Below are 13,973 nucleotides of genomic sequence, written 5' to 3'. Positions count from 1 at the left end.
AAAATGGAACAGCGTATATTGGCTTATCAGCCCAAAAATTTTTTTTGTGAAACATTGAGCTAACTGTCGTCCGTAGGCACTATCGCAAAAAGAAGTTGTTTGTTTGACGCTCGAAAGAGCCTTATTGAAAGAAGGGTACGCTATGCACATGCCATCGCCTAATACTGTAGCTCCCGCTCAAGGTTTATATCAACCTGATGAGTTTAAGGATAACTGTGGTTTTGGACTGATTGCCCATATGAAGGGTGAATCAAGTCATCATCTAGTTGAAACCGCGATTCACAGTTTAAGTTGCATGACGCACCGTGGTGGTATTGCCGCAGATGGCAAGACGGGAGATGGTTGCGGCTTATTATTGGCGATGCCAAAGCAATTTTTCCGTGATGAAGCAAAAAAACTGAGTGATATTACACTGAGTGAAATTTTTGCTGTGGGTACTGTATTTTTAAATACTGATCCGGCATTAGCGCAACATTCTAAAAATATTTTAACGAAAGAAATCGAGTCAGATGGCCTACGTGTACTGGCTTGGCGGGTTGTCCCTACAAATAACGATGCATTAGGTGAAATTGCGCTTCAATCTTTACCAGCTTTTGAACAGGTCATTGTGAACTGTCCAATGGGCGTAACTGAAGTTGAATTTAACCGTAAATTATTCTTGGCACGTCGTCGTGCAGAACAACAATTACAAAATGATCCGTCATTCTATGTGACTACGCTTTGTTCGACAGTAATCAGCTATAAAGGCTTGATGATGCCGGCTGCAATTGCTGAGTTCTATACAGACTTAGCTGATGAGCGTTTAAAATCACATATCGTGGTATTCCACCAACGCTTCTCTACTAATACATTGCCGCGTTGGCCGTTGGCTCAACCATTCCGTTACCTTGCTCATAATGGTGAAATCAACACAATTACAGCAAACCGTAACTGGGCGCTGGCGCGTACTCCTAAATTTGAAAACCCGTTATTACCAGGTCTTACTGAGCTTAACCCAATCGTTAACCGTACGGGTTCGGACTCTTCAAGCTTAGATAATATGCTTGAGATCTTAGTAGGTGGTGGTATGGATTTATTCCGTGCCTTACGTATGCTCGTACCACCAGCTTGGCAAAACGTAGAAACTTTAGATGCAGACTTACGCGCATTCTATGAGTTCAACTCTAAACACATGGAAGCTTGGGATGGCCCAGCTGGTCTTGTTATTCAAGATGGTCGTCATGCGATCTGTATGCTTGACCGTAACGGTTTGCGTCCTGCGCGTTGGGTAATTACCAAAAATGATTACATTACCTTGGCATCTGAAATCGGTGTTTGGGGTTATGAGCCTGAAGACGTAGTTTCTAAAGGTCGTGTAGGTCCTGGCCAAATTTTGGTAGTTGATACCTTAACAGGCAAAGTACTTGATACTAAAGATGTTAGTACACATTTGAAAAACATGCGTCCGTATCGTGAGTGGTTACGTGATCATGCGATTCGTTTAAATGCAAACCCAGAACTTGAAGAGCAATTAGTCGATAAAGGCTTAACTGGCGACGCTTTAAAAGCGGCTCAAAAAATGTTTATGGTGACATTTGAAGAGCGCGACCAGTTGTTACGTCCAATTGCTGAAAGCGGACAAGAAGCTGTTGGTTCTATGGGTGATGATACGCCAATGGCTGTATTGTCTCGTCAAGTACGCCACGTAACAGATTACTTCCGTCAACAGTTCGCTCAAGTTACGAACCCGCCAATTGACCCGCTACGTGAGTCAATTGTAATGTCGCTTGAAACCTGTTTAGGTCGTGAGCAGAATGTATTTGAACAAGGCCCTGAGCATGCTGACCGTATCATCATCTCTAGCCCTGTATTGTCAAATTCAAAAATGCAGCAAATCCGTAGCATTGAGCGTCCGGGTTATGAAGCGGTTGATATCAATTTAAACTATGCCGAAGAAGAAGGCTTGCAAGCGGCGATCACGCGTATCTGTGAAGAAGCGGCACAAGCAGTTCGTGATGGCAAAACTTTAATTGTTTTAACAGATAAAAATATCCGTCAAGGTTTACTGCCAGCAAACGCAGCACTTGCAACAGGTGCGGTACATCATTACCTCATCAAAACTGGCCTGCGTACTGATGCAAACATCATGGTTGAAACTGGTTTTGCACGTGATCCGCACCAATTTGCGGTATTACTAGGTTTCGGTGCAACCGCTGTTTACCCATACCTTGCATATGACGTGATCAATGATTTGATCGCTAAAGGTGAGCTTTTAGGTGACCCAATTCATGCGCAAGCAAACTTCCGTAAAGGTATTGAGAAAGGCTTATTAAAAGTTCTTTCAAAAATGGGTATCTCTACAGTTGCTTCTTATCGTGGCGGTCAGCTATTTGAAGCAGTAGGTTTATCATCAGAAGTGGTAGATCAATGTTTCTTAGGTGTTCCAAGTCGTATTCAGGGTGCAACATTTGCTGATCTTGAAAAAGACCAGAAAAAATTAGCAGCGACAGCTTGGTCAAATCGTAAGCCAATTGATCAGGGTGGTTTGCTCAAATTCGTATTTGATAAAGAATACCATGCGTTCAACCCAGATGTGATTAACGCATTACACAAAGCCGTTCGCTCTGGTAAATACGAAGACTTTAAAGAATATGCTGAGTTGGTGAATAATCGTCCAGTAGCGACTATTCGTGACTTATTTAAGTTAAAAACAACGAACTCAATTCCAGTTGAATCGGTTGAATCAGTTGAAGATATCTTGCCTCGCTTTGACTCGGCAGGTATGTCTTTAGGTGCTCTTTCTCCAGAAGCACATGAAGCAATTGCAATCGCGATGAACACGATTGGTGGCCGTTCAAACTCTGGTGAAGGCGGTGAAGATCCTGTTCGTTACGGAACAATTCGTAACTCGAAAATCAAACAGATTGCATCTGGTCGTTTTGGTGTAACTCCTGCATACCTAACTTCTGCTGAAGTATTGCAAATTAAAGTTGCTCAGGGTGCGAAACCAGGTGAGGGTGGTCAGTTACCGGGTGGTAAAGTAAATGGCTTAATCGCACGTTTACGTTACTCGGTACCGGGTGTAACGCTAATTTCACCTCCACCACATCATGACATTTACTCAATCGAAGATTTGTCTCAGTTAATTTTTGACTTGAAGCAAGTTAACCCGAAAGCAATGGTATCTGTGAAATTGGTATCTGAGCCGGGTGTAGGAACAATTGCAGCAGGTGTTGCTAAAGCATATGCAGACTTCATTACCATTTCTGGTTATGACGGTGGTACAGCGGCATCTCCACTTTCTTCAATTCACCATGCGGGTTCTCCATGGGAATTAGGTTTGAGTGAGGCGCATCAAGCTCTTCGTGTAAATGACTTACGTGGCAAAGTACGTGTACAAACTGATGGTGGTTTAAAAACTGGTCTTGATGTAATCAAGGCAGCAATTTTAGGTGCTGAAAGTTTCGGCTTTGGTTCAACACCAATGATCGCTCTAGGTTGTAAATACCTCCGTATTTGTCACTTAAATAACTGTGCAACCGGCGTTGCAACTCAACAAGATCATTTACGTCAAGAGCACTACATTGGCGAGCCAGAAATGCTCATCAACTTCTTCCACTTTATTGCTGAAGAAACTCGTGAATGGCTGGCTGCATTAGGTGTTTCTTCATTGAAAGACTTAATTGGTCGTGTTGATTTGCTTGAAGTATTACCGGGCGAGACTGAAAAACATGCTCACCTTGATTTAAGTGCTCTGTTAACTTCGCATCCTTCTGCTGAAGGTAAAGCACAATACTGTCAAGTAGAAGGTAATGCACCATTTGATAAAGGCGTTTTAGCTGAGAAAATGGTTGCTGAAATACTTCCTGCAATTGAGTCAAGCGCTGGTGGTCAGTTTAACTTCAAGGTTGTGAACTGTGACCGTTCGATCGGTGCTCGTGTTTCGGGTGAAATCGCTCGTCGCTACGGCAACTTGGGTATGGAAGCACATCCAGTTGTAATGAACTTAACTGGTACAGCTGGTCAGTCTCTTGGTGTTTGGAATGCTGGTGGTTTACACATCCGTCTTGAAGGTGATGCAAACGACTATGTAGGTAAAGGTATGGCGGGGGGGGGGGTTTTTATTTTTCCCCCACCAAGGTCACCCTTTCCAAACACAAAACACAGCAATTATTGGTAATACCTGTTTGTATGGTGCAACTGGCGGTAAGCTTTTTGCAGCAGGTACAGCGGGTGAGCGTTTTGCAGTTCGTAACTCTGGCGCATTTGCTGTAATCGAAGGTGCGGGTGATCACTGTTGTGAATATATGACAGGTGGTGTTGTGACTGTACTTGGTAAAGTAGGCCATAACTTTGGTGCGGGCATGACTGGTGGTTTTGCTTATGTACTTGACCTCGATAATGACTTCGTAGATTACTACAACCACGAACTGATCGATTTAAATCGTATTTCAACAGAATCTATGGAAGATCATAAAGAGTTCTTGTTGCGTATTATCGATGAGCACATTAAAGAAACTGGTAGTGCTTGGGCTTATAAAATCCGCAATGAGTTCGATTTCTACAGCCGTAAATTCTGGCTTGTGAAACCAAAAGCTGCTAACTTGCAAACGCTTTTGAAAACAACACAAGCTGACCCACAATAATTCCACGACTGCAAAGACATAGGCAGGTGCGGGCAACAAGGAAATCCGCGCCTACCCACGGAGAGAGACATGGCAGAACGCCTAAATAATGACTTTCAATTTCTGGATGTACCACGTCAAGATCCAGAGAAAAAAGATATTACTGTCCGCAAAGCAGAATTTGTGGAAATTTATAAGCCTTTTACATCGGAAACTGTCACTAATCAGACACACCGTTGTTTAGGCTGTGGTAACCCATATTGCGAATGGAAATGTCCTGTACATAACTACATTCCAAACTGGTTAAAACTTATCGCTGAAGGCCAAATTTTCCAAGCTGCTGAGCTTTGTCATCAAACCAACACACTACCTGAGGTATGTGGTCGCGTATGCCCACAAGACCGTTTGTGTGAAGGTGCTTGTACCTTAAATGATGGTTTTGGTGCAGTAACCATTAGTAATGCTGAGAAATATATCAATGACACAGCCTTTGCTTTAGGCTGGCGTCCAGATATGTCAGGTGTAAAATGGACTGACAAAAAAGTTGCAATTATTGGTGCCGGTCCTGCTGGTTTAGGCTGCGCAGATATTCTAGCTCGCGGTGGCGTTAAACCAGTTGTATTTGATAAGCGTCCTGAAATTGGTGGTTTACTTACATTCGGTATTCCAGAATTTAAAATGGAAAAAGATGTGATGAAACGCCGCCGTGAAATTTTCACGGGTATGGGCATCGAATTCCGTTTGAATACTGAAATTGGTAAAGACATCACGATTGATGAATTACTTGCAGAATATGATGCGGTATTCATGGGTATGGGAACTTATACCTACATGAAAGGTGGTTTCCCGGGTGAAGATCTTGATGGTGTTTATGATGCACTTGATTTCTTAATCTCTAACGTGAATCGTTGCCAAGGTTGGGAAAAAGATCCAAGTGAATACATTAGCCTAGATGGTAAAAAAGTGATTGTTCTAGGTGGTGGTGATACCGCTATGGACTGTAACCGTACTTCTTTACGTCAAGGTGCTCACGATGTAACTTGTGCATACCGTCGTGATGAAAGCAATATGCCGGGTTCTGCACGTGAAGTAAAAAATGCCTATGAAGAGGGTGTAAAATTCCTATTCAATCGTCAACCAGTCGAAATCGTTGGGGAAAATGGCAAAGTGACAGGCGTAAAAGTGGTAACGACACAAATGGGTGAACCAGATAGTCGTGGCCGTCGTAGCCCTGAGCCAATCCCTGGTTCTGAAGAAGTACTACCAGCTGATGCAGTTTTACTTGCTTTCGGTTTCCGCCCAAGCCCAGCAGACTGGTTTGGTAATGTGGATATTAATCTTGATGGTTCAGGCCGTGTTGTCGCAGCTGAAAAGCAAGAATTCAAATTCCAGACATCAAACCCGAAAATCTTTGCTGGTGGTGATATGGTACGTGGCTCAGACCTTGTCGTGACTGCGATCTGGGAAGGTCGTCAAGCTGCTGAAGGCATTTTGGATTATCTTGGTGTTTAATAAATTAATTTGTTAAATAACTGAAAAAAGCCTACTTTAAGTAGGCTTTTTTATTGTCTACCATTAGTCACTTTGATGTTTTTGGCAAATATAATAAGCTTTTTTGCCCTTTTTAGCTTTTTAAGCTCGAGACATACTCGAAACTTCCTTCTTCAATACAGTAGGTGTTGAATATGAACATCGCAGGTATGACGGCAGAAAAATCATATTTAAATCGTCGAAAAGCGTTGGGTATTACAGTGCGTCGTCTTGAATTTAATCCAAAGGCGATCAAGCGACACTATTTTGCAAATTCACCCCTCATGTCGCATTTTTTAACTGCACTCTCATCAACGTTTCCGGTGGGTGAGCAATTTTTTGTAAATAGCGTCCGTAATGTGCGTGATAAAGTCTCAGATCCTCAGCTACAAGCGCAAATTGCAGCTTTTATTGGACAAGAGGCCATGCATTCCAAAGCACATGGTGAGTTTAATGAAGCTTGGCGACGTGATGATTATAATCTGGACAGTTTTCAAAATTGGCTAAATGAGCGCGATAAATATTTAAGAACAATTCCACCTAAGCTGCAATTGGCACTCACCTGTGCATTTGAACATTTCACTGCTTTACTTGGGGGATATGTTTTACAACATCCAGAGTTATTAAAAACCCTAGATGAAGATGCGCTAAAACTTTGGGTATGGCATGCGATTGAAGAAATTGAACATCGTTCGGTCGCATTTGATGTTTATCAACATGTATATGGTGATGATCGTATCCGTCGTTTACTCATGCGTAGCGTCACAACAGGATTTGCGAGTCTCGCTTTTTATGGGACAACTCGTTTATTTTGGCAAGATAAATGGAATAGCTTACCTAAAATCGGGGGTAATTTATTTGGATTATATTTATTGATGAAGATGTTTGTTCAGTTAATGCCTGAATACTTCGCATATTATAAAAAAGACTTCCATCCGAGCCAAAAAGATTATGGCAGGATGGTTAATTATTGGAAAAGCTCTTTAGCAGAAGAATATCAAATGGCAAGTTTTGAACAAGAAAAAGATTAGCGATTGAGCTAATAGATAACCGGATTTAAAAATCCGGTTTTTTTAAATCAATAAAATAAAAGCAACACAATAATGCCTAATTCATCATACAATCAGGTAAAGAGGTTAAAAATATAAAGAAAAACTTGAGGATAATGTGACGATGAAAACGTTGAAACAATTTGCAATCGCAACAACACTTGCCAGTACCTTACTGTTTTCGGGATGTGGCTATAACACTCTACAAGTAAAAGATGAGGCTGTAACAGCAGCGTGGTCTGAAGTACAGAACCAATATCAACGTCGATCAGATTTGGTACCAAATCTTGTGAACGTCGTTAAAGGCTATGCTAAGCATGAAGAACAAGTATTAACCGAAGTAACACAGGCTCGTTCTAATGTTGCAGGTTTAAAAGTTGATAAAGAAGTTTTAGAAGATCCGGCTTTACTTGAAAAATATCAACAGGCTCAAAGTCAATTAACAGGGGCATTATCTCGACTCATTGCTGTTTCGGAAAATTACCCAGATTTGAAAGCCAATACTCAATTCCAAGAATTACAAGTTCAGCTTGAAGGTACTGAAAACCGTATTGCTGTTGCACGTAATCGTTATATTACAACAGTACAAGACTATAACTCATATGTGCGTCAGTTCCCTCAGGCAGTAACAGCAAAAGTAATTGGTATGCATCCAAAAGCCAATTTCTCTGCAGAAGCATCTGCACAACAGGCTCCAAAAGTTTCTTTTGATTAATTTTATAAATCAAAGGAGTGCCGTATGAGAAATACTCTATTGCTTCAATCAAAGCAAATTAAGGTCTTTATCTCGACCTTAATTTTGCTCTGTTGTGGTGTTCTTTTTCAGAATACGGCATGGAGTGAAAGTAATATTGCAACTGCTACCGATGAGGCTGATGCAGTAGTTGCTGGCAAAATTATTCAAAAGCAACAAACTCAAGCTGCTGCAACTAAATTAGAGGGGCAAGCTGCTTCAAGTCCTGCTCCTCAAGTCCAAGTTTCTAATGATATGGCTGATGGCGAATCAATTCGTGGTTTGCCAACTTTAAACCAGCCTGTTATTGATCAAGCCAATATCTTAAGTGAAGCTGAGAAGCAGCAACTTGATCAAAAAATTCTAAGTTTATACCAACAAGGCAAAGCGCAGATTGGTATTGTGATTGTTCCTACCACTGGCCAAGAAGATATCTTTGATTATGCATTACGTGTTGGTGAAAAGTGGCAATTGGGATCATCTAAACGTGACAATGGATTACTCATTGCAGTCGCTGTAAATGACCGCCGTATACAAATACTAACCGGTTATGGCTTAGAAGGAGTATTGCCGGATATTGTGGCAAGTCGGATTATTCGAAATCAAATTACACCTTATTTTAAGCAAGCTCAATATGCACAAGGTTTGAGTGCAGGTATCGATGAAATCGGAAGAATTTTAAATCTTGACCCAGAAGTAGCACAGCAAGCTGCTCAAGATTTAAAAGAACGCCAACATCAAGCTGCGGAAGAGCAACAAGCCAAGCAGACAACGCTGACAATGGCTTTATTTATTCTTGTTGCTGGAATTGTGGGTTCGTTTATTGTTGGTCGTCCGCTTAGTGCATCTACAGCAGGAGTTGCTGCTGCGGTAGCAGGATTTGTAAATGGGGCGGGGCTAGTCACTAGCTTACTACTTGGTTTTGGTATTTTCTTTTTACTTATTACATCAATTGCCCAACTTATTTTACAGGCCATTTTAAGTGGTTCTGGTGGCGGTGGACGTGGAGGAGGCTTCGGCGGAGGTGGCGGAGGCTATGGTGGCGGCGGAGGTCGTTTTGGCGGTGGAGGTGCTTCAGGCTCATGGTAACAACATCAGAAACAACACAAATTATTACTCAACCAAAAATTGAAGAATCTGTAGAGCCAAGCCTAAAACGTTGGTTTAAACATTTATGCTATTTACCTGCCAGTAGCCGTTATTTTTCAAAACAAGATAAGCAAGCTATTGCAGACGCTGTACAGCAAGCAGAACATGGCCATGTTGGAGAAATACAGGTTGTAATTGAAGGCCATATTCCAGTGTCACAAGCCTACAGACAAAATACTCGTTTAAGAGCACAGCAATTATTTGCAGAATTAGGTGTTTGGGATACCGCCTTAAATAGTGGCGTATTGTTATACCTAAATTTATGTGAACGAACAGTAGAAATTATATTTGACCGTGGTATTAGAAATGCGACCAATGATCAGGTCTGGCAGCAGATTTGTGAAGCAATAGTACAAAAGCTGAAGCAAAAGCAATACCAACAAGCTGTAGTAATGGGCGTACAACAAATTGGAGAGGTATTGTCACATTTTTATGATGAAAACATGCCAGATCAATCCAATGAATTGGGGAATGCTCCGATTATTCTTAATTAACTCGCCTTGTAACATTCCAGTATTAGCTAATTTCATAATTTTACTTTTTAAGGTGACTGACAAAAAATGTCACCTACTTATTTATTTTTAAAGAGATTTTGTTCACATAAATAAATATAAACTTTGAATTGTGTATTTTATTTTTTTTAATACGTGAAATGTTTTTATATAAATTTTTATGACATTTTTTGTCACTTACTTACACCTGTTTAATATTTAAGAATAGTTGAATTTAATATAAGTATTTGTTTTTTAATTAAAATAAAAGTTGGCATGGATGCTGCAATATAGTTAATAGCTGAAAAAGCTTATATAAAAACATACATACAATCTTTGGGGAAAAGGCTATGAATGCACAAAAAGGTTTTACATTAATCGAACTCATGATCGTAGTTGCCATTATTGGTATTTTGGCAGCAATCGCGATTCCTGCTTATAGTAATTATCAGGCACGAGGTAAATTAACAGCTGGTTTGTCAGAAATTTCTGCTGGTAAAGCCGCTGCTGAACAAAAAATTAATGATGGTTCAGATTGGACATTACCGACAGATATCGGTCTACAAGGCACAACTTCTAATTGTACTATTACTTCGACAATGACAGCAGGTGCAGGTACTATTGCATGTGCAGTATTAAATGCGCCTTCTCAAGTTCGTGGAGCAACTATTACTTGGACAAGAAATAAAGCTGGTACTTGGTCTTGTGCTACATCTGGGCTAGATAATGATAAAAAAGATTTAGCTCCAAAATCGTGCCCACAATCTTAATATTCCAATAAAAAAGAGAGGTTGCTACCTCTCTTTTTTTATTGAAGAAAATAAATATGTTGAAAAAAAATATAATGTTCCTACTAATAGGAATTTATCTCATTACAGCATTATTAGGTTATCAAATTGGTTGGTCAGTTTTCCAATATGATGAACTTCGTTTATTACAGTTTCCATTGGCACTATGTGCTTTGTTAATTTTGATTTTTACAAAAAAAATAGAATATTCAATTTCCACTCAAATTACTTTTTTTCTGATTGGTTTATTAATTGCTATACAGATAACAACTTATAGCATTTTTCAGTTTCAAGAACTTTGGTCTGCGATAGCATTACTATTTATATTTTCTGCTTTGCCATATGATTTAAAGAATGTAAAAAATATAGAACATGGCTTAGCATTGATCGTTGTTTCAGCATTTATTCCATGTTTATTTATTTGCATCTCTATCGCTAATTTTATTTTATATAAACAATGGTTTGATTGGCAATTTAACTCTGGCACGATCCGAATTTATGACAGTATTATCGTGCCTATATTCTTTTTTCTAATTTTTTTAAAAAATAAAAAGTATCCATATATTCATTACTTTTATCCATTTGCTAGTTTCTTTTTTGCTCTAGCATGGTTTTTTGATGGAGCCAGATCCGCTTTACTTGCTGTAGCGACAGGATTGTTAGTTTTCGTTATCTACTCTCGAGAAAATCGAAAGCTCATTTTGCAAAGCTGTATTTACATTTTTTTTGCTTTTGTAGTTTATAAAACTACGATTTATTTCGCTGATAAAAATACCATGACCGTAATGAGAGTGGGGACATCCATGCGTGCAGAGATGTGGAGTTTTGTTTTTGAGCAATGGAAAGAAAAGCCATGGTCTGGAGTTGGGGGAGGATATCTCTCAGAAATCCAATATAAATATGGACATCACATACATAATTTATATTTAAGGTTAATTTTTGAATGGGGAATAGTTGGGTGTATTTTTTTAGTTTGGATGATATATCAAGTTGTTAAGTTATTTCGAGATAAGGATGCTTTACCTATTACGAAAGCTGGCTTAATTGCAATTTTAGTTGATGCGATGTTCTCAGGAAGTATGGTTTATCCCGCTTCACAAATGGCCTGTATATTATTTTTAGTATTTGCTTTTTCTCAGCCGGAGCAGTCTAAAGAATATTTGAAATATCCTTATAGAGCTACAAAACTACTAATTGCTTTATGGGGGTCTTTATTTTTTTACATTACGATCATGTATTTAGGACAAGATTTAATGTGTTGGGGTTGTGGTAGTTATATTGGAAGAATGGCGCCAAATTTTTGGTTTTATGGTGCTGCTGAGCACTTAGTACCAGCTTCACAAATTCCTTAACTTTTGAAGTACATTTTATCAAGATCTTTTCATAAGGAGTTCATACATTTTCTTTTAGGCTTCCATGTATAATTCCCACAAGTTTTGGTCTCTAGCCTCTCACTATGCAAGTATTCTTTCTGTTCTTCGCTGCAATCCTGTTGGGTTTTGCATGGTTGTCTCCATTTCACTACAGCCCGTGGGTCATGTTCTCAAGTGAAGTCAGTACTTTTGGGGCTGGGCTATGTGTATTAATTGCTTTACTTCAACATAATATTAAAATTCCTAGAGCACAGATATTGTTGCTACCATTTACTTTAATTCCTATTGTGCAGTGGGGCTTTGGTTTAGTTTTTGATTTAAGTACGGCTTTATTAAGTACATTTTACTTATTAGGTTTTTGGTTTATGGTCTTGGCTGGCTACAACCTATCTTTAGATCAAAAAAAGAGAGATCAAATTTTTTCAGGTTTTAGTTTATTAGTAATTATTACATCGCTATTAACTAGTCTTATAGCAATTTTTCAATGGTTGAATATTGAATCACATTTAATTTATACCCTTCATCTGATTGGTAACCGTCCTTACGGAAATTTTGGTCAACCCAACAACATGGCAACCTTCTTAATTATTGGGTTGTTAGGATGTTTATACTTATATGAAAAGAATAAGGTAACACTTTGGTTGTTATTACCTTCAGCACTGATTATTTTGTTCACAATTGCTCTAAGTCAATCACGAACATCATGGATCGTTTTTCCATTCTTATTCATCTATTGGATAGTTAAACAATTTGGGAAACAAAAAAGATTTGGAGTTTTTCAAGGTTTTTTGTGGTGCGCCGGTTTTTTCGTAATGGCTGGTATGATTCTACCATTTGCTACTAATTTAATTGAAGCATGGTCAAGTACTGATGTAACCGAAGCAAGTAGTTTGGTTGAAAGAGCAAGCTCTGGGTATTTGCGTTTTAATATCTGGTCACAAATGTTGCTTGCTGTACAGCAGCACCCTTGGTTAGGTTATGGTTGGAATCAAACCAGCGTGGCACAAATGACAGTTTACCATGCTTTCCCAACAGGAGAGTGGACTACCAGTGCACATAATGTACTGCTTGATTTAATTATCTGGAATGGTATTCCCTTGGGTGCTGTAATCATTACCTACTTTGCTTGCTGGTTTATTTGGTTAAATCAACAGGCTAAAAATACCATCTCGATTATAGCGATTATGATGGTCTGTACAGTGCTTATTCATGCCATGTTAGAGTTTCCACAGCGCTATGCTTATTTCTTACTTACTTGTGGATTCCTACTGGGTATTGTACAAGCACAAACTACTGTACTTAAGGGAATTATCCTCAACAAACATCTTTTTCGCTTATCATGGGTTGTAAGTTTATTGCTTATCATTGCAATTCTACGTGATTACAATGTCTATGTTTTGAATAGTAATTTGCTTTTTAATAATAAGCGTCCAAACGCTGAATTTATGGGAAGTAGTAAAATTTTTGTTTTAACACAGTTTGAGCAGCGTTTAAGTTGGATAGAACTTAATCCCCAAAATATTTTATCTGAAGGTGATTTGGTTGAATGGGAAAATTTTATAAAGAATAAGCCTACTCCATATAACTTACGTAAATACGCAAAATTGCTCGCTTACAACGGGAAAGTAGAACAGGCACAGCAGCAAATATTTATTTTGCAACATCTTTATAAGCAAAAAATAACGCTATCGGAATTACTAAAAGAGAAGTAATAAAAAATCCCCTTAAGTATAAGGGGATTTTTTTATGAGAAATTACATTTGGCTCTGGATATAATTTTCAATACCAACATTGCCAATAAGATCAATTTGAGTATCTAGCCAGTCCCAGTACTCTTCTTCTTTTTCTAGAATTTCTTGAACAAGGTCACGAGTGACATAATCTTGCTCTGTTTCAGCTAAAGCAACCGCTTTTTGAATTGCTTCTATATTTTCTTTTACTTTACGAATGTCACAGTGCAGAACTTCTTCTGTGTGTTGACCAATATAAAGCTTACCTAAATGTTGAAGGTTAGGTAGTCCTTCTAAAAATAAAATACGTTCAATGATTTTATCTGCATACTTCATTTGACGAATTGATTCTTTATATTCAGCAGAGCCAAGCTGCTCAATTCCCCAGTCATTAAACATGCGTGAATGTAAAAAGTATTGATTAATTGCAGTTAAATGATGATACAGCACTTGGTTAAGCTGATTAATGACATCACGATTGCCTTTCATTGTAGCTACTCCAAAACAATTTCTGCCTCAAACTTAA

General features: G+C 38.9%; 9 protein-coding genes and 1 pseudogene. 9 read left to right on the top strand and 1 reads right to left on the bottom strand.

Annotated elements, in window-relative coordinates:
- Positions 1–148 precede the first annotated feature (148 nt).
- From gltB to J655_RS15695, 9 genes and pseudogenes are all read left to right on the top strand, one after another.
- Positions 149–4,625 (top strand): annotated as a pseudogene (gene gltB, locus J655_RS15735) (glutamate synthase large subunit).
- 69 nt (positions 4,626–4,694) lie between these two features.
- Complete coding sequence (locus tag J655_RS15730) at positions 4,695–6,116, top strand: glutamate synthase subunit beta (RefSeq protein WP_032052648.1); 1,422 nt, start codon at positions 4,695–4,697, stop codon at positions 6,114–6,116.
- Between the two features lie 173 nt (positions 6,117–6,289).
- The gene (locus J655_RS15725; RefSeq protein ID WP_032006362.1) at positions 6,290–7,165 is read left to right on the top strand and encodes a metal-dependent hydrolase; all 876 of its coding nucleotides are present in this window, start codon (positions 6,290–6,292) and stop codon (positions 7,163–7,165) included.
- Between the two features lie 142 nt (positions 7,166–7,307).
- Complete coding sequence (locus tag J655_RS15720) at positions 7,308–7,898, top strand: LemA family protein (RefSeq protein WP_002117090.1); 591 nt, start codon at positions 7,308–7,310, stop codon at positions 7,896–7,898.
- 24 nt (positions 7,899–7,922) lie between these two features.
- Positions 7,923–9,005, top strand: a complete 1,083-nt coding sequence (locus J655_RS15715) for a TPM domain-containing protein (RefSeq protein ID WP_032006360.1) — start codon at positions 7,923–7,925, stop codon at positions 9,003–9,005.
- Positions 8,999–9,559 carry a TPM domain-containing protein gene (locus J655_RS15710; RefSeq protein ID WP_032052647.1) on the top strand — a complete coding sequence of 187 codons (561 nt, stop codon included), beginning with the start codon at positions 8,999–9,001 and terminating at the stop codon, positions 9,557–9,559. The genes J655_RS15715 and J655_RS15710 overlap by 7 nt, the downstream gene beginning before the upstream one ends.
- Positions 9,560–9,906: 347 nt before the next feature.
- Entirely contained in the window at positions 9,907–10,326 is a 420-nt protein-coding gene (locus J655_RS15705; RefSeq protein WP_005804539.1) for a pilin, read from the top strand.
- Positions 10,327–10,382: 56 nt separating this feature from the next.
- Positions 10,383–11,696 carry an O-antigen ligase family protein gene (locus tag J655_RS15700; protein ID WP_032006358.1) on the top strand — a complete coding sequence of 438 codons (1,314 nt, stop codon included), beginning with the start codon at positions 10,383–10,385 and terminating at the stop codon, positions 11,694–11,696.
- 104 nt (positions 11,697–11,800) lie between these two features.
- A complete protein-coding gene (locus tag J655_RS15695) occupies positions 11,801–13,429 on the top strand; it encodes a PglL family O-oligosaccharyltransferase (protein WP_032052646.1) in 1,629 nt (542 codons plus the stop codon).
- A 42-nt stretch (positions 13,430–13,471) separates the two neighbouring features.
- Here the strand turns inward: J655_RS15695 and bfr are convergent, their stop codons facing one another.
- Positions 13,472–13,936, bottom strand: coding sequence for a heteropolymeric bacterioferritin subunit Bfr (bfr, locus tag J655_RS15690; protein WP_032006355.1), 465 nt, complete (start codon positions 13,934–13,936; stop codon positions 13,472–13,474).
- Positions 13,937–13,973: the final 37 nt, after the last annotated feature.

The organism is Acinetobacter sp. 1294243 (assembly GCF_000588015.1).
In the GTDB taxonomy this organism is placed as follows: domain Bacteria; phylum Pseudomonadota; class Gammaproteobacteria; order Pseudomonadales; family Moraxellaceae; genus Acinetobacter; species Acinetobacter pittii.
This window is presented reverse-complemented; position numbering and strand designations above follow the sequence as displayed.

Bases quoted from the DNA above. Each gene is read 5' to 3' on its own strand.
- J655_RS15710 (WP_032052647.1), top strand. From the start codon at position 8,999: ATGGTAACAACATCAGAAACAACACAAATTATTACTCAACCAAAAATT.
- J655_RS15720 (WP_002117090.1), top strand. From the start codon at position 7,308: ATGAAAACGTTGAAACAATTTGCAATCGCAACAACACTTGCCAGTACC.
- J655_RS15725 (WP_032006362.1), top strand. From the start codon at position 6,290: ATGAACATCGCAGGTATGACGGCAGAAAAATCATATTTAAATCGTCGA.
- bfr (WP_032006355.1), bottom strand. From the start codon at position 13,936: ATGAAAGGCAATCGTGATGTCATTAATCAGCTTAACCAAGTGCTGTAT.
- J655_RS15730 (WP_032052648.1), top strand. From the start codon at position 4,695: ATGGCAGAACGCCTAAATAATGACTTTCAATTTCTGGATGTACCACGT.
- J655_RS15715 (WP_032006360.1), top strand. From the start codon at position 7,923: ATGAGAAATACTCTATTGCTTCAATCAAAGCAAATTAAGGTCTTTATC.
- J655_RS15705 (WP_005804539.1), top strand. From the start codon at position 9,907: ATGAATGCACAAAAAGGTTTTACATTAATCGAACTCATGATCGTAGTT.
- J655_RS15700 (WP_032006358.1), top strand. From the start codon at position 10,383: ATGTTGAAAAAAAATATAATGTTCCTACTAATAGGAATTTATCTCATT.
- J655_RS15695 (WP_032052646.1), top strand. From the start codon at position 11,801: ATGCAAGTATTCTTTCTGTTCTTCGCTGCAATCCTGTTGGGTTTTGCA.